The organism is Streptomyces venezuelae (assembly GCF_008642295.1).
GTDB lineage: Bacteria > Actinomycetota > Actinomycetes > Streptomycetales > Streptomycetaceae > Streptomyces > Streptomyces venezuelae_C.
Window position 1 is genome coordinate 6,564,729 of sequence record NZ_CP029190.1, and the last position, 22,355, is coordinate 6,587,083.

Annotated in this window: 17 protein-coding genes; 7 read left to right on the forward strand and 10 right to left on the reverse strand. The window is 73.8% G+C overall.

Going from position 1 to position 22,355, the window contains the following annotated elements:
• Positions 1-44: 44 nt before the first annotated feature.
• The 3 genes from DEJ50_RS29435 to DEJ50_RS29445 all read right to left on the reverse strand — a co-directional run bounded on the left by DEJ50_RS29435 (position 45) and on the right by DEJ50_RS29445 (position 2,161).
• Positions 45-608, reverse strand: coding sequence for a GNAT family N-acetyltransferase (locus DEJ50_RS29435; RefSeq protein WP_150211098.1), 564 nt, complete (start codon positions 606-608; stop codon positions 45-47).
• A 96-nt stretch (positions 609-704) separates the two neighbouring features.
• Entirely contained in the window at positions 705-1,913 is a 1,209-nt protein-coding gene (locus DEJ50_RS29440; protein WP_150211099.1) for a beta-ketoacyl-[acyl-carrier-protein] synthase family protein, read from the reverse strand.
• Complete coding sequence (locus tag DEJ50_RS29445; protein WP_190344757.1) at positions 1,910-2,161, reverse strand: acyl carrier protein; 252 nt, start codon at positions 2,159-2,161, stop codon at positions 1,910-1,912. The genes DEJ50_RS29440 and DEJ50_RS29445 overlap by 4 nt, the downstream gene beginning before the upstream one ends.
• A 147-nt stretch (positions 2,162-2,308) precedes the next feature.
• Here DEJ50_RS29445 and DEJ50_RS29450 point away from each other — a divergent pair, with 147 nt between their 5' ends.
• Both DEJ50_RS29450 and DEJ50_RS29455 read left to right on the forward strand, forming a co-directional pair.
• The gene (locus DEJ50_RS29450) at positions 2,309-3,070 is read left to right on the forward strand and encodes a 1-acyl-sn-glycerol-3-phosphate acyltransferase (protein ID WP_150211101.1); all 762 of its coding nucleotides are present in this window, start codon (positions 2,309-2,311) and stop codon (positions 3,068-3,070) included.
• Between the two features lie 92 nt (positions 3,071-3,162).
• On the forward strand, positions 3,163-4,497 hold the full coding sequence (locus DEJ50_RS29455) for a hypothetical protein (RefSeq protein ID WP_150211102.1): 1,335 nt from the start codon (positions 3,163-3,165) through the stop codon (positions 4,495-4,497).
• Positions 4,498-4,612: 115 nt separating this feature from the next.
• On the opposite strand, the gene DEJ50_RS29460 is transcribed toward DEJ50_RS29455, so the two are convergent.
• Genes DEJ50_RS29460 through DEJ50_RS29470 form a run of 3 tightly spaced genes read right to left on the reverse strand, consistent with a single transcriptional unit; the run spans position 4,613 to position 8,589 of the window.
• On the reverse strand, positions 4,613-5,653 hold the full coding sequence (locus DEJ50_RS29460) for a beta-ketoacyl-ACP synthase 3 (protein ID WP_223837953.1): 1,041 nt from the start codon (positions 5,651-5,653) through the stop codon (positions 4,613-4,615).
• 7 nt (positions 5,654-5,660) lie between these two features.
• Entirely contained in the window at positions 5,661-7,133 is a 1,473-nt protein-coding gene (locus DEJ50_RS29465) for a hypothetical protein (RefSeq protein ID WP_150211103.1), read from the reverse strand.
• 19 nt (positions 7,134-7,152) lie between these two features.
• The gene (locus DEJ50_RS29470) at positions 7,153-8,589 is read right to left on the reverse strand and encodes a lipase family protein (protein WP_150211104.1); all 1,437 of its coding nucleotides are present in this window, start codon (positions 8,587-8,589) and stop codon (positions 7,153-7,155) included.
• Positions 8,590-8,951: 362 nt separating this feature from the next.
• Between DEJ50_RS29470 and DEJ50_RS29475 the strand changes: the two genes are divergently transcribed.
• The 4 genes from DEJ50_RS29475 to DEJ50_RS29490 all read left to right on the forward strand — a co-directional run bounded on the left by DEJ50_RS29475 (position 8,952) and on the right by DEJ50_RS29490 (position 14,283).
• Entirely contained in the window at positions 8,952-10,496 is a 1,545-nt protein-coding gene (locus tag DEJ50_RS29475) for an SDR family oxidoreductase (RefSeq protein ID WP_150211105.1), read from the forward strand.
• Between the two features lie 16 nt (positions 10,497-10,512).
• Positions 10,513-11,886 (forward strand): cryptochrome/photolyase family protein, encoded by a 1,374-nt coding sequence (locus tag DEJ50_RS29480; RefSeq protein ID WP_150211106.1) that lies wholly within the window; start codon positions 10,513-10,515, stop codon positions 11,884-11,886.
• 103 nt (positions 11,887-11,989) lie between these two features.
• Positions 11,990-12,766 (forward strand): 3-hydroxybutyrate dehydrogenase, encoded by a 777-nt coding sequence (locus DEJ50_RS29485; RefSeq protein WP_150211107.1) that lies wholly within the window; start codon positions 11,990-11,992, stop codon positions 12,764-12,766.
• A 74-nt stretch (positions 12,767-12,840) separates the two neighbouring features.
• A complete protein-coding gene (locus tag DEJ50_RS29490) occupies positions 12,841-14,283 on the forward strand; it encodes an MFS transporter (RefSeq protein ID WP_150211108.1) in 1,443 nt (480 codons plus the stop codon).
• Here DEJ50_RS29490 and DEJ50_RS29495 read toward each other — a convergent pair.
• Positions 14,261-15,352 (reverse strand): phytase, encoded by a 1,092-nt coding sequence (locus DEJ50_RS29495; RefSeq protein ID WP_150211109.1) that lies wholly within the window; start codon positions 15,350-15,352, stop codon positions 14,261-14,263. The genes DEJ50_RS29490 and DEJ50_RS29495 overlap by 23 nt on opposite strands.
• A 366-nt stretch (positions 15,353-15,718) precedes the next feature.
• Between DEJ50_RS29495 and DEJ50_RS29500 the strand changes: the two genes are divergently transcribed.
• On the forward strand, positions 15,719-18,376 hold the full coding sequence (locus DEJ50_RS29500) for a SpoIIE family protein phosphatase/ATP-binding protein (protein WP_150211110.1): 2,658 nt from the start codon (positions 15,719-15,721) through the stop codon (positions 18,374-18,376).
• A gap of 13 nt (positions 18,377-18,389) precedes the next feature.
• Here the strand turns inward: DEJ50_RS29500 and DEJ50_RS29505 are convergent, their stop codons facing one another.
• The 3 genes from DEJ50_RS29505 to DEJ50_RS29515 are packed head-to-tail and all read right to left on the reverse strand — an operon-like array spanning position 18,390 to position 22,284.
• Positions 18,390-19,628 (reverse strand): DUF2201 family putative metallopeptidase, encoded by a 1,239-nt coding sequence (locus DEJ50_RS29505; protein WP_150212433.1) that lies wholly within the window; start codon positions 19,626-19,628, stop codon positions 18,390-18,392.
• Positions 19,628-20,851 carry an AAA family ATPase gene (locus DEJ50_RS29510; protein WP_150211111.1) on the reverse strand — a complete coding sequence of 408 codons (1,224 nt, stop codon included), beginning with the start codon at positions 20,849-20,851 and terminating at the stop codon, positions 19,628-19,630. Before DEJ50_RS29510 ends, DEJ50_RS29505 begins: the two co-directional genes overlap by 1 nt.
• A 38-nt stretch (positions 20,852-20,889) precedes the next feature.
• The gene (locus tag DEJ50_RS29515) at positions 20,890-22,284 is read right to left on the reverse strand and encodes a hypothetical protein (RefSeq protein ID WP_150211112.1); all 1,395 of its coding nucleotides are present in this window, start codon (positions 22,282-22,284) and stop codon (positions 20,890-20,892) included.
• Positions 22,285-22,355 lie beyond the last annotated feature (71 nt).

Here is a 22,355-nt window from a genome sequence, read left to right on the forward strand (position 1 = left end):
GGTCCGTACGCACCCGGAACGGGTATCGGCCGGATCAGGCCGGTTCAGAGGCCGATGCTCATGAGAATGTCGTCACGGTCGTCGCCCGGAGCCACCCGCAGCGCACCCGGCCACCGGCCCACTTCCGTCCACCCCAGCCCCAGGTAGAACTCCTCCAGCCCGAGCCCCGCCCGTGCGCTGAGCTGGAGCCGTTCCAGCCCCAGCTCCTCGCGGGCGATCAGCCGGACGCGTTCCATGAGGGCGGCGCCGATGCCCCGGCGGCGGAACCGCGGGTGGGTCTGGACGTGGTGGACCACCCCGCAGTGCGCGATCAGGGGGTGCAGATCCCGCCGGAGGAGCAGCCAGCCGGCCAGGGCGCCGTCGACGCCGGCGAGGAGCAGCCTGCTGCGGTCCGGGTCCAGGGCGGCGGCCAGCCGGTCCACCACCGGCCCGACGTCCGCCGCGCCGACCGGCGGCATCGGCAGATCGGCGGCGATCACCGCACCGCCGGTGTTGACGACGGCCGTCCAGCAGTCGACCAGCTGCTCCCGGAGCTCCGGGGTCATCGCGTCGGGCCGGGTGAGCTGCCGGAACGCGGGGGCATCGGAGCCGGAACCCGTATCGGTCATGCCGGCCAGCCTGCCAGAACCGCCGGCCGCGGACCGCCACCACGCACCGCCGCCGGCGCGTACGGCCACCACGCACGGCAGCCGGCAGGCACGGGCTCAGGGCTGGGCGAGCACGGCCACCGCATTGTGGCCGCCGAAGCCGAAGGAGTTGCTGACGGCCACCTCGCAGGGGTGCTTCCTGGCCGTGCCCCGGACCAGGTCGATGTCCAGGCCGGGCTCGGGCTCGGTCAGCCCCGCGGTGGGCGGGACGGTGTCCTCGGCGAGCGCGAGGACGGTCAGGGCCGCCTCGATGACGCCCGCGGCCCCGAGGGTGTGCCCGAGGGAGCCCTTGGCCGAGGTGACGGGCGGCCGGTGCGGGAACACGCGGCTCAGGACGCCCGCTTCGACCGTGTCGTTCTGCCGGGTCGAGGTGCCGTGCGCGTTGACGTGGCCCACGTCCTCCGGGCCGATGCCGGCGTCCGCGAGGGCCGCGCGGACCGCCTGCTCGGCGCCGCGCCCCCGGGGGTGCGGCGAGACCAGGTGGTGGGCGTCGGTGGTGGCGCCGTAGCCGAGGAGGCGGGCGAGCGGCCGGGCCGTCCGGGCCGCGGCGTGCTCGGCCCGCTCCAGCACCAGCGCGCCGGCGCCCTCGGCGATGACAAAGCCGTCGCGGGTGGTGTCGAAGGGCCGCGACCCGGTGGCTGACAGCGCGCCGAGCTGGGCGAAGCCGGTCACCGCGAGCCGGGTGACCGCCGCCTCGGCGCCGCAGACCAGGGCGATGTCGCACTGCCCGGTGGTGATCAGGTCCCGGGCCAGGCCGAGGGCGGTGGTGCCCGAGGCGCAGGCCGTGCTCGTGGACAGGGCGGGTCCGGTGACGCCGAAGCGCAGCGCGATGTTGGCACAGGCCATATTGATCAGGTAGCCGGTGAGGAAGTACGGGGAGACGAACTCCGGGCCGTGGGAGGCCAGCCGGGCGAGCGCCGTGTCCTGGGTCCGGACCCCGCCCAGGCCGCCGCCGGTGACGACCCCGACCCGCCCGCCGTCCCACTGTCCGGGGTCGAGCCCGGCGTGGTCCAGGGCCTGGCCGACGGCCGCCAGGGCGAAGCGGTCCACCGGGTCCAGCCGGGCCGAGCCGCGCTGCCGCAGCACCGGATGGTCCGGCGTCGCGGGGACCCGGCAGCTCAGCGAGACGGGCAGACCGGTCAGTTCGGGGTCGGGAGCGGCGGTGGTGCGGCCCGCGCACACGGCGGACCACGTGCCGTCCCGGTCGCAGCCGGCCGCGGTGACCAGGCCCAGCCCGGTCACCGCGACTGAGGGACGTCGGCTCAACGAGCGGTCCTCCGGGCCCCGACGGCCTCGGCGAACTCCGCCAGGGTGGTGCCGCGGAGCTCGTCCTCCTCGACCTTGACGCCCAGCGTCTCGTGCACGGCGATGGCCATCTCCACGACCATGAGCGAATCGGTCAGCAACTCGCGCATGGGGGCGTCCGGCCGTACCTCCTCGGCGGGTACTTCGAACTTCTCGACCAGCAGGTCGCTGATCACCTGAACGATGGATTCCTGCGCGGAAATTGTCACGGCAACTCTCAGGTACGGTGGCGCGGGCGCTTGAATGCCCACATCAGTATCACGGCGGTGCATTTACTCAAAACCGGTCGCCGAGCGTCTTATTGATGCTTCGAAACACATGAGCGAGGATCATTCGTGCCCGATAGCGTTGACGAAATGATTGACATGGCCGGAGCCGAGCTCAAGCAGCTGACCCGGCTGCTCGGCCTGGCCGGCGAGACGGCCTGGGAGCGGCTGCTGGAATGGCTGGTCGACGACTACTTCCGGCTGGACGCGCTGGGGCTGGAGAACATTCCCGCCGAAGGCCCCGCGGTCATCGTGGCCAATCACTCCGGTGCCTGGGGGCTCGATGCATTCGTCCTCCACAAGGTCCTCACCCGCAGCGTCCGGCGCCCCCTGCACGTGCCCGCGGCGCCCCTGGCATTCCGGTTTCCGGTCATCGGTTCGTATGCCCGCAAGATCGGCGGCTTTCCCGTCAACCCCATGCTGGGATTGGAACACCTGAACGCCGGTGAACTCGTCGGAGTGTTCCCCGAAGGAATCGCCGGCCTGGAAAAGCCCTTCCGGGAGCGCTACCGGCTCCGGCCCTTCAGCCCCGGATTCGCACTCACCGCCCTCCGTGCGGGCGCCCCCGTCGTACCGGTGTCCGTCATCGGCGCCGAGGAGGCATGCCCCAAGATCGGTGAAGTCCCGGCCCTGGCCCGGTTCTTCGATCTCCCCTACTTCCCCCTCACGCCGCCGTTCCCGCTGCCCGCGAAATGGCGCATCACCGTCGGGGAGCCGATCCCCGCCCCCGAGGTCCCCGATTCCTTCGCCGCCCGCAAGGCCGCGGCCCGCGCCCTCTGTGACGAGGTGCAGGCCACGGTGCAGGCCATGGTGGACCGGGAACGGTCCCTGGCAGAGCCCGTGTTCGGCTAGCACCAGGGGCCAGACGCAAGGGCGTTGGATCTGATGTTTGATCATCCCGTATGTTTCTCAGGTTCGTTGAGGAGTGTTCGGGGGAGCAAGCGATGTCGAAGAAGTTCCGAGTGGCTGTGGGTGTGATGACGGCGTTCGCCACGCTGTCGCTGGCAGCGTGCGGGAGCGGTTCGTCCGGCAACGGGGCGGACGGATCGAAGGGCGGTGCTGCCCAAGGCGCGGAACAGGGGGCGGTACCCGCGGGCGCACCGAAGGAGCCTGTGCCGGCGGCGTTCGACAACACGAAGGGCTGGGAGATCAAGGACGACGAACACGAGTTGTCCGGGCCTGTGATCTCCGACGAGGCCCGGCTGGTTCTGCTGCGGTGGCACGAACGAGGTGGCAAGACGGCGCGCGTGGTGGCCAGGGATGCGAAGACCGGAACGGTGCGCTGGAGCAGCAAGCCGGTGGTCCGTCCGGAAGAGCCCAAGAGCGGGCGGCCCGTCGACTCCAAGGTGTTGCTGACACGCGGAGGCGGCAAGGAGTACGCCGTTCTCGCGGTCACCGGCAACGAGGGTGGTGACGGAGTCAACACGGCGAGCCCGGTCACCCGTCTCGCCGTGTACGACATCGCCTCCTCGGGCAACGATGCGAAGCCCCTGCGGGAGATCACCGTCCCGGGGCCGTCCCTCGGCTTCACGGCGCAGCGGGAACTGGGCATCGTCAACGTGGCGTCAGACCAGGGTGTGTCGCTCGTCGATGTGGTCTCCGGTCAGGTCACCACCTACGACAGGAACCACCCCGCGCTGAAGTCGCCCAAACCCTGCCGGCAACTCACCGGCACCTGCGACAGCAGGCGGGTGACGGTGGCCGGGCAGACGCCCGCGGGCCCGCTGGTCCAGGGCTACGGCGCCTTCTGGACCGGCGGCTGGTTCAGCGGCGACGTGGTGCCTGCCGGTGCCGCGCCCGAGCACGGCGGGCGCACGGTCACGGCCTCCGGCCTGCCGAACGGGGACGCGCTGGCATCCTGGCCCGACAAGGAGGGCAAGGCGCAGACCAACGTCTATGCGGTGCACGACGGAAAGACGGGCATGGTGCGCGCCTCCGTCGCGTGCGCGAACGAGAGGGACTCCGCCTTCACCCCCACGGTGTCGGGTGATGGCCGCCATGTGCTGGCCGGCCGCGTGGTGATCGACCTCCAGTCGGGGCAGGGCCACTGCTTCGAGCAGACAGACACCCGCAAGGCGATCACCGTCTCGACGGTGGACAAGGACGGCACCGCCTACGGCAAAACCTCCCAGTCGCCCGCAGGCGTCGACCTCTCCTCGGGCCAAGCGTCCCCGCTGCCAGAGGGAACTCTCCTGCCCACCGCGATCGGAGCCGACGTCGCCGTCTTCGGCACGTCGACCGCCGGCGGGGAGAGCATCCTGGTCTACCCCCGCCGCTGATCCGGGCCGCAACACTCGCTTCTCGTACCGCTCGCCGTCGAAGCCCGGTGGCCGGCCACCCCGGAACGGGGACCCGGCCTCCGGGTCCCCCTTCCGGGGGTCGGCTCAGCCGTCCTCAGTCGTCCTCGGTGACCGCCCGTACCTCGGGCCAGACCAGGGTGGTCGAGCCCCAGGCCAGCCCGGCGCCGTACGCGGTCAGCGCCACCCGCCGGCCCGGGGCCAGGGTGCCGGCGGCAGCCGCCTGGGCCATCAGCACCGCCACCGAGGCCGCCGCCGCGTTCCCGTACGTCTCGATGTGCGACAGCACCTGCCCGGGCGCCAGCCCCAGCTCGGCCGTGAGACCGTCCAGGATCCGCTGGTTCGCCTGGTGGGCGACCAGCAGGTCCAGCTCGCCCAGCTGCCACCCGGCCCGTGCCACGGCCCGGGTCACCGAATCGCACATGCCCACCACCGCCTGCTTGCGCACGGCCGGCCCGTCCATCCGGAACCACGGCGAGAACTCCTCCTCCGGAGCCTGGAGCGCCCGCTTGCGGGCCCGCGCACCGCCGCCCGGGATCTCCAGCAGATCCGCCTGCGACCCGTCGCTGCCCAGGTCGAACGGCCCGAACGTGCCGGGTTCGCCGACCGCACCGGCCCGCAGCACCACCGCTCCGGCTCCGTCTCCGAAGATGGCCCGCATCAGCCAGTCGTCCGGGTCGAGGAAGGCGCTGAACACGTCCGAGGCGACCAGCAGCACGCTGTCGAAGGTACTGGCGGCGACCATCGACGAGGCCACGCCCAGCCCGTACAGGAACCCGCTGCACCCCGAGGCCAGGTCGAACGCCGCCACCGGGCCGAAGCCCAGTCGCGCCGCCACCTCCGGGGCGCCGGCCGGACAGAGCCGGTCGGGGGAGAGGGTGGCCAGCAGGACCGCATCGGCCGAGGCGGTCCCGGCCGCCGCCAGCGCCCGCCGGCCGGCCCGGACGGCCAGATCGACCGTGGCCTCCCCGTCGGCGATCCGCCGCCGGGCCACCCCGATCCGCTCGCGGATCCACTCGTCGCCGATGGGCCGGTGCCCGCACAGCTCCTCGTTGGTGAGGACGCGCGGCGGCACATAGGCGCCGAGCCCCGCCAGGACCGCGGCCCGGCCGGGGCCCGGTGGTTGCACCCTGGGCACGCCGACCTCAGTCCGCGAGCCGCTGAGCGGCCCGCCGTACGTCGTCGGCGGCCTCGGCGCACCGCGCGGCGTGACCCAGCAGGATCATCCGGAACCGCTCGCCGGACTCGTCCGCGTTCCAGCCGTTGTGGCCGGCACAGGCCGCGAGGCTCTCCGCGTGCCGGTCCAGCCGGGCCGAACTGGCCCGCGCCAGCGATCCGTACGCCGCGGGTGCGCTGCCGTGCACCGGGAGCAGGTCGGAGAGGTCCCCGAGGGGGAGGAGGGCCACGAGCAGGGTCCGCGGATCGAGTGCGGCCGGCAGCCGGTCCGCACCGAGCTCCGGGGAGATCACCACCGGGCGGGCCGCCGCCGCGACCGCGCTCACGATCTCCTCGGCGACCCGCGCCGCGAACCCGGTCGCCGCGCAGCCGGACCGGGCCTCGCACAGACCGGCCGGGCCGGACGGAACGCCGGCGTCCGCACCGGGGGCGAAGAGGATCTCCGTCCCGGACTCGACGGCGAGGTCCCGCCAGGTGAACGACGTCAGTACCGGGTACACGGCGGCGGTCACCGGGGGGAACCGGCGCAGTGCCTCGGCCACGGCCTCCTCCGGGGTGGCCGCGGCCCCCACGGCGAGCAGCGCCAGGGCCTGGAGCGAGGTGCCCGCGGCGGCCTCGGACACCAGGGCGAGCAGGTGCGCGACACCCGGGACACGGTCCTCCGGGCCCGCGTCCTCCGGGCTCCGAGCCTCCGGCACCGCGGCTCCCGGCGCCCCGGTGTCCCGGACTGCGGCTCCCGGCGCCCCGGCTTCCGGTGCCGCGGGGTCCCCGTCCGCCGGGTACAGCGCGAGTCGTCGCCGCAGGGCTGCGGCCCGGGACGCGTACGTCCGGGTGCCCGCGGCGGCCGTCGTCGCCGCGAGGACCTCGCTGAGCAGAGTGTCCTCGGCCGCCGCCGCGGCCACCACCACGCGCCGGCTCAGCCGCAGCATGCGGCCGTACCAGTCGTCCCACTCCAGCGTGCCGTCCCCGCGCCGGGCCATGAGCAGCCGGCCCACCTCCTCGGCCACCGGTGCGGCCAGCTCCGCCACCGGGACCGCCGGCTCACAGGCCGCCGTCGCGTGCGGCGACAGCCCGTACCGCCGTCCGCCGGCCGTCAGGCCCACCGCGGGCCCCAGCGCGCCCGCCTCCTCGGCCCGGACCAGCAGGTCCTCCGCTTCACCGGCTCCTCCGGAGGGCACCAGGAAGGTGCCGAACGGCGTGCGCACCTGCACCGGTTGCCCGGACCCGGTCCGCCGCAGGTACGCCGGCAGCAGCCGCGTCACCCCCGCCCCGGACAGCGCGTCCGGCCCGAGTTCCAGGCCCAGCCCCAGCGCCCGGGCCGGGGCCGCCACCCACGGCAGCCGCTGCGCGACCATGGCCGCGCTGAACACGGCGTTCTCCAGGGGCCAGGCCGTCGCGGGCCGCCGCGCAGCCGTGTCGGCCTCGTTGTCCACAGTGGTCATCGGTCGGTCTCCCTCGTGGTCACTTGTCGCGCAGCATGTACGGCTGGTTGCCGACGACCTTGCCGTCGTAGGCCGTGATGAGCTTGTTGACCTGGTCCCGGTAGTGCGACAGCTCCCCGCGCAGCGAGTCGGAGTACGCCTGGGGGGCGTGCGACAGCGGGTAGTCGTACGTCTCGTCCAGCCAGTCCAGTTCGACCCAGTTGCCGGGGGTGTCGTGGGGCGAGGCCGGTCCGCGGCCGTCCAGGGTCGGGATCACATCGTGCTTGTTGACCAGACTGATCACCTGGGTGGTGTGGTCGGCGGGCCGCTTCCCGTCGATCGGGGAGCCCAGCGTGATCACATGGGTGACCCGGTACACCGAGGCCACGTCCAGGTCCGTCGCCAGGTTCATCGCGGTCAGCCCGCCCAGGCTGTGGCCGACGAACATGACCTCCGCACCCTCGGGCACCCCGGCCCGCTGCAGCAGCTTCTTCGCCGCCCGGGTGTACGTGGTGTCGGTGCGCAGCAGCCCGTCGAAGGCGCCCACCAGGTCCTGCGGGGTGCTGTTGCGGAGCCCTCCGAAGCTGGTCCCGGGCAGCAGCAGCACGTACCGGACGGCGCCGTCGGTGCACTCGATCCGGCGCAGCAGCACCAGGCCGTGGTTGCCCAGGGCCCCGATGTCGTTGATGTAGCTCACGAGGTCGTTGCCGGAGGTCGCCAGGCGCCTCGCCAGGATGGAGTCCGGCTCGGTCCGCTCGGCCCGTCCCGGCCCGGGGTTGAGGATGCCGAGCAGCGAACTCGGCAGGCCGAGGAACGGATCCGTGGCCGGGACCCCGCCGGCCAGCGTCACCCAGGAGAAGTCGTCGTTGACCGGGTTCTCGTCGAGCAGCCCCGCCAGCGCCAGCAGCTCCATGATCACGGGGCTGAGGGTGGTCAGGGCCCGGGTCACCCCCAGCTGCTCGACCAGCCCGTACAGCGCCCGCAGCGCCTCCGTCCGGTCCCCGGCCACCATGGCGTCCGTGAGGCGCCGGGCCGCCGCGGTCTCCAGGTTCGGGTGGTCGGCCGCAGCCGCCCTGATCCGCAGGGCGAAGGCGTCCACGGCCATGGCCACCTTGGCGGGCCGGCGGTAGGTCAGATTCCCTGCCATCCGGGCCAGTTCGCCGACGATCCCGCCGTTCGCCCCGAACCCGAGTCCCGCCGGGTTGGTCAGCGCCCGGGCGCAGGCCGCCGCCGCGCCGAAGGCCCAGACGGGACGCCGCAGCGCCTCCAGCCCGAACCGCCAGCTGCTCAGGGCGCCGGTCAGTTCCGCGCCCGCCTGCTTCGCCGTGAGGGCCGCGTCCGCCAGCAGCACCGAGGCGGCGATGAGGAGTTCGGGATCGGTGCCCCGGTCCGCGGCCGGCCCGGCCGGGGGAGGGCCGTCGGCGGTGCCTTTCGGCTGCCGCCGTACGGGGAGACGCCGATCCGCTGTGTCGACCACCTGAGGTGTCACTGTCCGACCTCTCGTCCTGTGCCACGGCTTCGCCGCCGCCTCGACCGCTGGGTGCGCAGGCATGGTGACACCGAACGTGATCCACACGACGCGGCTCCGAACCCGTCCCCGCACCCGAACCCCCGTACTGCACGGCAAGATCCGGCCCGACCGGGGGGATGACGGCGGAACCGCCGGGTTGACGCCCGCCAGGACACGCCGCCGCGACCGCCCGCCGGGACCGCCGGCCGGACCGCCCGCCGCGACCGCCGGCCCGACCGCCCGCCGACACGCTGCCGCCGCGTCCACGGCTGCCGGACCCGGACCGGCAGACTGGAGGAACCCGCCCGCGTGGAACACGGAGGACACAGATCACCGCGCACACCCCCCGGCACCCGTCCTCCGGCCCGCTGCTCTGCCTGGTCACCGGCGCGAGCGGCTACATCGGGGGCCGCCTGGTGCCCGAATTGCTGGACGCCGGCCACCGGGTCCGCTGCCTCGCCCGGTCCCCCGAACGGCTCCGCGACCACGACTGGGCCGGCCGGGCCGAGGTCGTCCGCGGAGACGTGACCGACGCCGAATCGACCCGGGCCGCCCTGCGCGGCGTGGACGTCGCCTACTACCTGGTGCACTCCCTCACCACCGGATCCGATTTCGAGGAACGCGACCGCGCAGCCGCCCGCATCTTCGCCGAACAGGCCCGCGCCGCGGGCGTCCGCCGCATCGTGTACCTCGGCGGGCTCGTCCCGGCCGGCGTGCCGGTCCGCCGGCTCTCCCCGCACCTGCGCTCCCGCGCCGAAGTCGGCCAGATCTTCCTCCGCGGCGAGGTCCCGGCGACGGTGCTGCGCGCCGCGGTCGTCATCGGCTCCGGCTCCGCCTCCTTCGAGATGCTGCGCTACCTGACCGAACGCCTCCCGGTCATGGTCACCCCCAGCTGGGTGGGCAGCCGGGTCCAGCCGATCGCCGTCCGCGACGTCCTGCGCTACCTCGTCGGCAGCGCCGGCATGCCCGCCGAGGTGAACCGGGCCTTCGACATCGGCGGGCCGGACGTCCTCACGTACGAGGAGATGATGCGCCGGTACGCCGTCGTCGCCGGCCTGCCCCACCGGCTGATCCTGCGCGTGCCGATGCTCACCCCGTGGCTGTCCAGCCAGTGGATCGGCCTGGTCACCCCGGTACCGAGCGGCCTGGCCCGGCCACTGGCCGAGTCCCTGCGCCACGAGGTGGTGTGCGACGAGCACGACATCGCCCGGTACGTCCCGGACCCGCCCGGCGCCCCCGTCCCCTTCGACCGGGCCCTCGCCCTGGCCCTGCGGCGGGTCCGCGAGGCCAAGGTGACCACCCGCTGGTCCAACGCCTCCCTGCCCGGCGCGCCCAGCGATCCGCTGCCCACCGACCCGGACTGGGCGGGCGGCAGCCTCTACACCGACCACCGCAGCCGCGCCACCGACGCCTCCCCGCACGCACTGTGGCAGATCATCGAGGGGGTCGGCGGCGACAACGGCTGGTACTCCGCCCCGCTCGCCTGGGCGGTACGCGGCTGGCTCGACCGGCTCGCCGGCGGTGCCGGCATCCGGCGCGGCCGGCGCGACGCGGCCCGGCTGCGGGTGGGCGACTCGCTGGACTTCTGGCGGGTCGAGGAGATCGAACCGGGCCGCCTGCTCCGGCTGCGCGCCGAGATGCGGCTGCCCGGACTGGCATGGCTGGAGATGTACGCCGACCCGGCCGCGGGGGACGACGGGCCCGGCTCCTGCTACCGGCAGCGGGCCCTGTTCCATCCGCACGGACTGCTCGGACACCTCTACTGGTGGAGCGTGTCCCCCTTCCACGCCGTGATCTTCGGCGGTATGGCCCGCAACATCACCCGCGCCGCCGAACGCCTCGACCCGGAGCCGAAGCCGAAGGCCGAAGCCTGAGCATGCCCAGGGACCCATGACCGTCGCCCTCGTCCTCTACACCTCCGACCTGCGGGTGCACGACCACCCGCCGCTGCGCGCGGCCCTCGCCTCGGCGGACCGGGTGGTGCCCCTGTTCGTACGCGACCACCGCATCGAGGCGGCCGGGTTCGCGGCCCCCAACCGGCTGGCCTTCCTCGCCGACTGCCTGGCCGGCCTCGACGCCGGGCTGCGCGCCCGCGGCGGCCGGCTGGTCCTGCGGTCCGGGGACCCGGTCGCGCAGGTGTGCGCGGTCGCCCGGGAGACCGGCGCCACCGAGGTCCACCTGGCCGCCGGAGTGAGCGGCTACGCCCAGGCCCGCGAGGCCCGGCTGCGGGAGGCGCTGGCGGGGGAGGGCCGGCGGCTGTCCGTGCACGACGCGGTCGTCACCGCCGTCGCCCCCGGCGCGGCGGTCCCGGCCGGCTCGGACCACTTCGCCGTGTTCACCCCGTACTTCCGCCGCTGGAACGCGCTGCCGCCCCGGCCGGTCCTGGGCGCACCGCGCAGCGTCCCGGTGCCCGAAGACCTCGCCTCCGAGGCCCTGCCCGCCCGCGGCGCCGTCGGCGGAGTCTCGCCGGGCCTGGCCCGCGGCGGTGAGGCCGAGGGCCGGGCCCTGCTGACCCGCTGGCTGCGCCGGGGCCTCGGGGCGTACGAGCAGAGCCACGACGACCTGGCCGGCGATGCCACCTCCCGGCTCTCCCCGCACCTGCACTTCGGCACCGTCTCGGCCGTCGAGACCGTCCGGCGGGCCCGCGCGGCGGGCGGTCCCGGCGCCGAGGCCTTCGTACGCCAGGTCTGCTGGCGGGACTTCCACCACCAGGTGCTCGCCGCCCGCCCCGAGGCGGCGGCCGAGGACTACCGGCCCCGGCACGACCGGTGGCGCACCGAACGGGACGCGGCGGAGGAGATCCGGGCCTGGAAGGAAGGCCGTACGGGCTACCCGGTCATCGACGCGGGCATGCGCCAGCTGCGCCACGAGGGCTGGATGCACAACCGGGCCAGGCTGCTGACGGCGAGCTTCCTGACCAAGACGCTCTACGTGGACTGGCGGATCGGCGCAGCGCACTTCCTGGAGCTGCTGGTCGACGGCGACGTCGCCGACAACCAGCTCAACTGGCAGTGGGTCGCGGGCACCGGGACCGACACCCGGCCCAACCGGGTGCTCAACCCGACGGCCCAGGCCCGCCGGCACGACCCGACGGGCGCCTATGTGCACCGCTGGGTGCCCGAACTCGCCGGACTGCCCGCGCCGGACGTCCACCGGCCGTGGCGGATCAGCGGCCCCGAGCGGGCCCGCTTCGACTACCCGGACCCGGTGGTGGACCTGGTCGACGCCCTCGGCCGGTTCCGGCGGGCCCGCGGCCTGGACTGAGCCGCCGCCCCGCCCGTATGGCGGTGGCCCACACCCCTCCGGCCCGGACTGTGGGGTTCCACACCATGGGCGGTCCGTCCGGCTGTCTCTAGCGTTTCCCGCCATGACGAGCCAATTCAAGGCCCCCGCCGGCACGGTGGACCTGTCCGGGCGCAGCGCCATGGTGACCGGCGGCGGCAGCGGCATCGGCCGGGCCTGCGCGCGGGCCCTGGCCGAGGCCGGAGCCCTGGTGCACGTGGTCGACCGCGATGCCGAGGCGGCGAAGGAGGCGGCCCGGGAGACCGGAGGCCGGGCGTATGCGGTGGACCTCGCCGATGCCGAGGCGGTCCGCGGGCTCCCCGGTGCCATGGACATCCTGGTCAACAACGCCGGACTGCAACACGTCGCCGCCATCGAGGACTTCCCGCCGGACCGCTTCGAGCTGATCCAGAGGGTGATGGTCACCGCCCCGTTCCTGCTGCTCCGGCAGTGCCTGCCGCACATGTACGCCCAGGGCTGGGGCCGCGTGGTGAACGTCTCCAGCGTGCACGGTCTGCGGGCGAGCGCCTTCAAGTCCGCCTATGTGGCCGCCAAGCACGCCCTGGAGGGGCTGAGCAAGGTCGCGGCCGTCGAGGGCGCCCCGCACGGGGTGACCAGCAACTGCATCAGCCCCGGCTATGTCCGGACCCCGCTGGTCGAGCACCAGATCGGCGCCCAGGCCGAGGCGCACGGGATCGCGCCCGATGACGTGGTCACCGACGTCCTCCTCAAACGCTCCGCGATCAAGCGGCTGATCGAGCCGGAGGAGGTCGCCGCGGCAGCCGTATGGCTGTGCGGCCCGCACACCGGATACCTCACCGGAGCCTCCATCCCCCTCGACGGCGGCTGGGGCGCCCACTGAACTCCCTTTCCCCGTCCCGTGCCCATTCCCCGTCCCGTTTCCGCTCTGCTCAACGAAACAGGTGAGTACCCGCCATGAAGCCTGCCAGCACCCCCCGGTCCGCTCCGCCGGCCCCCCGGCCCGGCGGAGGCGGCCTCGGCCGCATCGTCTCGGCCAGTCTGATCGGCACCACCATCGAGTGGTACGACTTCTTCCTCTACGGTTCGGCCGCCGCCCTGGTGTTCAACAAGCTGTTCTTCCCGTCCAGCGACCCGCTCGTGGGCACCCTGCTCGCCTTCCTCACGTACGCCGTCGGCTTCGCCGCCCGCCCGCTCGGCGGCATCGTCTTCGGCCACTACGGGGACAAGATCGGCCGCAAGAAGCTCCTGGTGCTCAGCCTCGTCCTGATGGGCGGCGCCACCTTCGCCATGGGCCTGCTGCCCACCCACGCCTCCATCGGCGTCGGCGCCCCCATCCTGCTCACCCTGCTCCGCCTGATCCAGGGATTCGCCCTCGGCGGTGAATGGGGCGGCGCCGTCCTGCTGGTCTCCGAGCACGGCGGCGACAAGCGCCGCGGGTTCTGGGCCTCCTGGCCCCAGGCCGGCGCGCCCGGCGGAAACCTCCTGGCCACCGGTGTCCTGGCGCTCCTCGCCGCCGTCCAGTCGGATGAGGCCTTCCTCGCCTGGGGCTGGCGGATCCCCTTCCTGCTGTCCGGCCTGCTGGTGGTCATCGGCCTGTGGATCCGTATCTCCGTCTCCGAATCCCCGGTCTTCCTCGAGGCCCAGCGCAAGGCGGCCGAGGCGGCGGAGGCAGGGGTCAGGGAGAAGCCCCCGGTGGTGGAGGTCTTCCGGACCGGCTGGCGCCAGGTCCTGACGGCGATCGGCACCCGGCTCGGCGAGAACGTCTCCTACTACATCCTCACCGCCTTCCTGCTCGTCTATGTCACCGTGCACCTGGAACTGCCCAAGAGCACCGCACTGAACGCCGTGCTCATCGGCTCCGCCGTCCACTTCGTCACCATCCCGATGTGGGGTGCCCTCTCCGACCGGATCGGGCGGCGGCCGGTGACGCTCATCGGGGCGGTCGGCATGACCGGCTGGGCCTTCGTCTTCTTCGCCCTCCTGGACTCGAAGTCGTTCCCGGTCATCGCCCTCGCGGTCACCGTCGGACTGCTGCTGCACGGGGCCATGTACGGGCCGCAGGCGGCCTTCATCTCCGAGATGTTCGACACCAAGGTCCGCTACTCGGGCGCCTCCATGGGCTCCCAGCTCGCCTCCATCGTCGGCGGTGCGCTCGCCCCGATCATCGCGGTGGAGCTCCTCAAGGACTACGGTTCCCCGACCCCCGTCTCCGTCTACCTCGCCTTCACGGCGGGGATCACGGTGCTCACGGTCTGGGCGGCCCGGGAGACCCGGGGCCGCGACCTGGCCCGGGACCGGGCCGCGGACGAGGACGAGGCGCAGCCGGCCGGGGCCGCGCCCGCCGCCCGTCCCGAGCCCCTGGCGGCTCCGGCCGTCAGCCGCCGAACCGGGCCGTGATGCGCTGGAGCGGGACCAACTTGAAGTTCTGGTTGCCGCTGGTGCCGGGGGCTCCGTTGGAGCCGTCCTGGCAGACGAACACGCCGTTCGGGAAGGCCGGGCCGAGGCCCGCGGCGGTGGCGTCGATGCCGTCGGTGTCCTCGCAGTCGTCGGCCGCGGTGCCGTTGGCGACCGAGAACCGGCCGAGGTAGGCGCCCGAGGCGCGGTCGTAGACGGTGAAGTCGTCGCTGCCCTGGGAGGAGACGTAGATCCGGTTCCCGGCGGCGGTGATGCCCTCGGTGTCGGCGGTGAGGTGCCCGCCGGAGCCGGTGGAGTCGAGCCGGGTGCGGCCGGTACCCGCGCCCGGCTCGGCCCCGTACACCCACACGCCGGCGTCCTCTTCTCCGAGGTAGAGCCTGCCGGAGGTCTCGTCGGCGTAGCAGCCCTCGACGGCCGAGCCGGTGTCCCACAGCCGGACCGAGGTGGCGGTCACGGAATCGCCGCTGACCGCCAGCTCCCACTGCTCGACGCGGCCGGAGGTGGAGTTCGGGAAGGCGTACAGCTTCCCCGAGACCGGGGAGGTGTAGAGGCAGATGCCGTGGGCGGTGACCTCGGTGGGGATGTCCTTCAGCCGCTTGAGCTGCCGGGTCGCGGGGTCGATGCGGTAGACGTGCATGGCTCCGTTGCCGCCGGCGGCCTCGTCGTCCGCCGAGACGACGATGTTGCCGCGCAGGTCGACGTTGTTGCCGTGGTCCCCGCTGATCCGCTGGATCCGGGCGCCGGACAGGTCGTAGACCTCCAGCGCCCCCTTCTTGTCGGTGCCGACCACCACGGACTTCGCGGGGTCGGTCGGGTGCACCCAGATCGCCGGGTCGTCGGCGGCATCCCCGCTGTGCGAGACCGGGGCGGTCTCCACGGTCGCGGTGACCGAGACGGAGGCGGACGCGGAGACGGACGGGGCGGCGGACGCGGAGGCAGACACGGACGTGGGCGCGGACGCCGCGTGGGCCGGGGCGGCGGCCGGCACGGCCAGAGCGGCCAGGACGGCGGCGGGCAGGGCGGCGGCGCGGACGGAAACGGTGAGTGTCACCGGGATTCCCCTCGGTCGGACGGCGGTCACGTCGGGTGACGGACAGAGGGAGGGTAGGGAGGTCCGGCGAGCACCGCGTTAACGGCGGCTGACCGCCCTGGGCCGCCTTGTTCATATGATCGTCCACCCGGGGGAATCCCGCCGTCCCGGCCGTAGCACTCGCGGCCGGGCCGGAGCGCCGGGAGGGGCCGGGGAGACGGCGTGTGACCGGTGGGACGCGCTGTGCGCCCGTCGGGAGCCACGGCGGCCCGGAGGTGCTACAACTGGGTTCGTGACCCTTCCTCGCCACCCGTGCCGGGCCCGCCGGTGCGGTCACCTCTAGGCATCAGGTTCAGGAGCGTCGCCGGCCAGGTATTCGTCCTCCAGGTGGCGATCGTGGTGTTGCTCGCCGCCGGAGCGCTGCTGGCCCTGCTGCTCCAGTCGCGGCACGACGCCGACCGCGAGGCGCGCAACCGGTCGGTGGCCGTCGCCGAGACCTTCGCCCACTCCCTCGGCCTGCAGGACGCACTGAAGACCTCCGACCCGTCCGCGGTCCTGCAACCCCTCGCCGAAGAGACCCGCAAGGCCGCCGGGGTGGACTTCATCGTGGCGATGGACACCCAGGGCATCCGCTACACCCACCCCCAGCCCGACCGCATCGGAAAACCCTTCGTCGGCACGATCGAGCCCTCCCTGGCCGGGAAGGTCCACACCGAGAGCGTGGAGGGGCCGCTCGGCAAGGAGATCCAGGCGGTGGTGCCGGTCACCGCGGACGACGGCGAGGTCGTCGCCCTGGTGTCGGCCGGCCTGACCGTGGAGAACGTCTCGGGTGTCCTCGAACGCCAGCTCCCCGTCATCCTGCTGGCCATCGCGACCGGCCTCGGCCTGGCCACCGTCGGCACCGCGCTGATCAGCAGACGGCTGCGCCGGCAGACCCACGGGCTCGGCACCCAGGAGATGACCCGGATGTACGAGCACCACAACGCGGTGCTCCACGCCGTCCGCGAAGGGGTGGTGATCACCGACGGCGAGGGACGGCTGCTGCTCGCGAACGACGAGGCCAAACGGCTGCTCGGGCTCCCCGAGGAGACCGACGGCCGCAATATCGCGGACCTACCGGGCCTGGACCGGCGGATGGCGGACCTCCTGCTGTCCGGCCGGGAGGCCACCGACGAGGTGGTCGAGACCGGCGACCGGCTCCTCGTGGTCAACCAGCGGCCCACCCACCCCCGGGGCCGCCCCGAGGGCACCGCGGTCACCATCCGCGACTCCACCGAGATGCAGATCCTGACCAGCCGGGCGGAGACCGCCCGCAGACGGCTCAAACTGCTGTACGACGCGGGCGGGGACGTCGGCACCACCCTCGACGTGGTCCGGACCGCCGAGGAGCTCGCCGCCGTGGCCGTACCCCGGTTCGCCGACTTCGTCACCGTCGACCTGGCCGATCCGGTGCTCGGCGGCGACGAACCCGGCCCCGGCGCCGACATGCGTCGCACCGCGGTGAACGGCATCCGCTCCGACCACCCCCTCTACCCCCTCGGCCGGCTGATCGACTTCCTGCCCTCCACCCCCCAGGCCCGCGGCTACGGCACCGGCCAGGCGGAACTGGTACCCGATCTGTCCGACGCACCGGGCTGGGTCGCCCAGGACCCGCCCCGCGCCCGGGCCATCGTCGACTACGGCATCCACTCCCTCATCGCAGCCCCCCTCAAGGCCCGGGGCGTGGTCCTCGGAGTGGTCAACTTCTGGCGCTCGGAGAAACCGGAGCCCTTCGACGAGGACGAGCTGTCGCTCGCCGAGGAACTCGTCGCCAGGGCGGCGGTCAGCATGGACAATGCGCGCCGCTACACCCGGGAACACGCACTCGCCGAAACCCTCCAGCGCAGTCTGCTGCCGCGCGCCCTGCCCGAGCAGAGCGCCATGGACGTGGCGCACTTCTACCTGCCCGCCCAGTCAGGGGTGGGCGGCGACTGGTTCGACGTGATCCCGCTGCCGGGCAGCCGGGTCGCGCTGGTCGTCGGCGACGTCGTCGGCCACGGCCTGCACGCCGCCGCCACCATGGGGCGGCTGCGGACGGCGGTGCACAACTTCTCCTCCCTCGACCTGCCCCCCGACGAGATCCTCGCCCGCCTGGACGACCTCGTCCAGCGCATCGACCGCGACCGCGACCACGACCAGGTCGGGGACGGCGACGACCAGGACAGCAGCGGCGTCATCGGCGCGACCTGCCTCTACGCCGTCTACGACCCGGTGTCCCAGCACTGCACCCTGGCCCGGGCCGGCCATATGCCGCCGCTGGTGGTCGCCCCCGACGGCACGACGGAGATCGTGGAACTGCCGGCCGGACCCCCGCTCGGACTCGGCGGCATGCCCTTCGAAACCGCGGAGCTGTACCTGGAGGAGGGCAGCCAGCTCGTCCTGTACACGGACGGACTGGTCGAGGAGCGGACCCGGGACATCAGCGAGGGACTGGAACTGCTGCGCACCGCACTGAGCCGGCCCGGCCTGGACCCGCGCGACAGCTGCACGGCCGTACTCGAGGCCGTCCTGCCGGCCCGGCCGGCCGACGACGTGGCCCTGCTCATCGCCCGGACCCGCACCCTCGGCCCGGACCGGGTCGCCCAGTGGGAGGTGCCGTTCCAGCCGGACGCGGTCGGCGCCATCCGCAACGCCGCGGCGAAAAAACTCGACGGGTGGGGCCTCGAGGAGCTCGGCTTCGCCACGGAACTGATCCTCAGCGAACTGATCACCAACGCCCTGCGGCACGGCACCGCCCCGGTCCTGGTCCGGATGCTGTACGACCACGCCCTGACCTGCGAGGTATGGGACGGCAGCAGCATCGCCCCGCACCTGCGGTACGCCGCCAGCACGGACGAGGGCGGGCGCGGACTCTACCTGGTGGCGCAGCTCAGCGAACACTGGGGCACCCGCTACACGCCGTTCGGCAAGGTCATCTGGGCAGAACAGGCCCTCCCCGGCCCCGGCTCCCCGACCACCGTCCCGGAACCCGACCTCTCGGCCTTCCTGGACGCCGAACCCCTGTGAAACCCCGGCTCCCTTAGCCGATGGACACCACCCGGGCCCACGCGGGCGGGGCGTCCGGGACGTAGCCGGGGTCGTCCTCGTCGTACGACCCGTGCTGCCGGGGGAACAGCCCCACCACCGTCCGGCACGGCGGCCGGGTGTCCGGCCAGCGGGTCTGCCCGTCGGTCAGCACCACCATCACATCCGGCCGGGGCCGTGTGCGGAGCGCCCGGGCGAAGCCCGCGCGCAGGTCCGTACCCCCACCGCCCAGCAGCGGGATTCCCTCGGCCCGGCACAGCCGGTGCACCAGGTGGGCGGCCGTGTCGCACGGCAGTACGGTGACCAGGTCACGGCGGCCTCCGACGGCCCGGGAAATCTCGGCTACCTCGTGGAGCGCGCTGCCCAGTTCGGTGTCGCTGACCGACCCGGAGGTGTCGATGACCACGGACACCCGGGGCGGTCTGCGTCGCAGGCTCGGCAGTACGGCGCCGGGCACCCCCGCCGAGCGCCGCGAGGGGCGGCCGTAGGTGTAGTCCTCGCCCACACCGGGGCCGGAGGCGGCCGAACGGACCGCCGCGCCCAGCAACTCCCGCCACGGCTGGGGTGGGTGGAACACCTCCTCGGCCCACCGCTGCCACCCCTTCGGGCTGTTCCCGGGCCGGCCGGTGATGCCCTGGGCGACCCGGAACCGCATCGCGTCCCGTTCCTGCGCACTGAGGCCGTGCGCCCCGGCCGGGCCCAGGTCCCACTCGCGTTCCAGACCGTCGGCGCCACTGCCGCAGTCCAGCCAGGCGAGGTCCTGGGTCTGTGGCCCGAGCCCGAACCGGCCCAGGTAGTCCTCCATGAGCTCCCCGGGAGGCAGGCCCAGGGTCTCCGGCCGGATCGCGCCCTCGGGCCGGACCAGCCCGTCGCCGAACACGTCGTCGTTGATCTCGCAGTCGGCGGCGATGTTCATCCGGAGCCGGTCCCCGAGGCCGGTGAGGCCGCGCTCGCGGGCGACCCGGTCGCTGCGGCCGTGATGGTCGCGCAGCAGGTGCGACACCTCGTGCACCCATACCCCGGCCAGCTCCTCCACCGGGGTCCGGTCCACGAACGCCGGCGCGACATAGCACCGCCAGTGCCGGTCGACGGCCATCGTCGGGACCCGCCGTGACTCCACGACGTGCAGGGCGAACAGTGCCGTCGCCAGGTACGGGCGGACCCGGGCGGCGTACAGCCGGGCGGCGTAGAGCTTGTCGAGATCCAGGGCGCGGGCCTCCGGTCGGCCGGGGATCACCGGCCGGCCCCTGCCCCTGCCCCGGTCCGGTTCGCCGCCCGGTCCGCGCGCCGGGACAGGGACACCGCGCCGGCGAGCCGTTCGATCGAAGCCGGCACGTCCCAGTCCTCCCGGCGCAGCGTGGCGAGGGTGGTCGCGGGGACGACCAGCAGGTCCGGGGCGCCGGTCTCCAGCGCCCGGGCCAGGAGCGCCCAGGCCGCATCCCAGCGGGACTTCTCCGGCCGCTGACCGACCGCCGCGACCACGGCGTCGAGTGCGGCCTGCCGCAGGTCCCCGCGCTCCGGCAGGACGGCACCCTCGGGGTCGGCGAGGAGCACCTCGGGGTCCGGCAGGTCCATCCGGTCCAGGGCGGCCAGCAGCTCCAGCCCAGGCCCGTCCCCGACCGTGCCTCTGACCAGCATGGACAGCACCTCTCGGGAAGCGCCGGCCGCAGTCGCGAAGGCGATCAGGCACAGGGTCGTCTCCCAGCTCCGGGGCGACGGCCAGGGGCCGCCCCGGCGGGCTTCGCCGTCCGGCAGCCGGTGGACGAGCCCGGGGCGGGCGGACAGCAGTCCGCACACCGCCCGGCGGGCGAAGGCCACGGCCTCCGGCAGCCTCGAAGGGTCGAGCCGGGGGAGGGTGGCCCGCGGCCAGGTCCCACCGAGGCCGCGGACCACGACCTCGTGGTCGTGGGCCCATTGAAGGTGGACGAACCGGTTGGCCAGGGGCGGGCTCAGCTCCCAGCCGTCCGCCGCCGAGGCCCGCGGATTGGCGGCGGCCACGATCCGGACCCCGGGCGGCAGTTGAAGAGCGCCGATCCGCCGTTCGAGTACGAGGCGGAGCAGGGCGGCCTGAACGGCCGGGGCAGCGGTGGACAGTTCGTCCAGGAACAGCAGTCCGCGGCCGGCCCGAACCAGCCGCACGGCCCAGTCCGGCGGGGCCATCGGCACACCCTGCTCGGCCGGATCGTCCCCGACGATGGGCAGGCCGGAGAAATCGGACGGCTCGTGCACGCTGGCGACCACGGTGGTCAGGGGCAGGTCCAGGGAGGAGGCGAGCTGGGTCAGCGCCGCAGTCTTGCCGATCCCCGGCTCACCCCACAGGAGTACGGGCAGGTCGGCGGCCACAGCCAGCGTCAGGGCCTCGAGCTGGGTGTCGGGGCGCGGCTCGGTGGTGGTGTCGCGGAGCAGCGCCAACAGTGCGGCGGCCACATCCAGTTGGGAGGTGGTGTGAGCAAGCATGAGTGATCACCTATGGGTTCGGAGGGAAGAGGAGAAGATCAGCGCACGATGGCGTGGCGCGGGCGCGAATGCTGCCAACGGGGACGGACCGGACCCGGAAGCAGCCGGCCGGGAGCGGGTCCGAACAGGCCGGCGCGGAACAGGCCGTATGTGATCCGCCGGCGCGCGGCGGCCTCCAGCTCGTCCCGCAGCGCGCCGCTGCGCAGCACGGCGTCGGGGCCCAGCAAGCCCTCGACGACTGCCAGTGCACCGGAGGAGTCACCGTGGCGCAGGCGTTCTCGGACGTCGGCCAGGTTCTCCGGCCGGCGGTGCGCCTCGTCGATCAGCCGGAGGCAGGGGAGGGGAGTGCCGGACAGGGCGGCCAGCAGTTCCTCCCGACGGATCTCGGCCGGATCGTGGTCCAGTGCGGCCAGTACCCCGTCGACCAGGGCGATCCGGTGCCGGGCGCCCCGGCAGTCCACCATGCGCGGCTGCCCGGGCCCGTCCGGGGTACGGTCCGCGGCCCCGGCCGGCACGTGATCCGGTACCAGTGCCGAGGCGACCAGCGGATGCAGCCGGTCGGGACCGATGGCACCGGTGCGGATCAGTTCCAGGTCGGGCAGCACCCAGGTCGCGGCGTCGGGCAGCACCGGCAGGACCGGCCGCATACCGTCGGAGCCGCCCGTGGGCGCGGCCGAGATCCGCGCCTTGTCCCCGGTCAGGTCGAGCAGCAGACGGTTGCGGGCTCCGATCCGTACGGTGACGGCACCGGTGGTACGGCCCTCCGCGCGGAGCAGGATTCCCGCCTCGGCCGCCCACCGGTCGACGGCACAGCCCAGCTCCGGCGGTACCGGTCCGGGCTCTGGCGGTCCGGCTGCGGACGGCCGATCCGCCCCGGCCCGGATCCCCAGTTCCCCGGACCGGCGCGCGTCCCACAGGTGGCGGTGCAGGTCGAGGCGGAACCGCCGGTCGGGATGAGGATGGGGATGCGGGTGAGGGTGGGCGCGGGCCAGGGAGTGGGAACCGTCCCACAGGGCGAGGCTGATCCGCTGACCGGCATCCGCCCACGCCGGCGGCGTCCGGACCACCAGGTGCACCGGGCGCACGCCCCTGCACCCCGCCGTCTCGTACCGGGCCAGCGCCACGGTCAGTCCCGGGCGCAGCAGCCCGTCGGGAGCGATCCTCGGCATGTGCCAGCGCAGCAGGTCGGGCGCCAGATGGCGGAGGTCGGACCGGACCCGGTCGGCCAGTTCCCGGCCGTGGGTACGGGCCACGGAACGAAGGTCGAGGTCGACATCGATGGCTGCGGCGGCACAGGCCCCCGCCCAGTCCCCGGTGGCACGGCGGGCGGTCGCAGTCTCGATCATGGGCGGCGGCACGGCGTATTGGCGCACGCGCAGCCAGAAGGAAGGAAAGGAGGAAAGGGATGCGCCGTTCGCGGTCTGAGTGAGCATCAGCACTCACCTTGCGCGGACGGGACCCCCGATCTGTTCGTGGAGTGAGTCGTCATCGTGGGGGAGCCTAG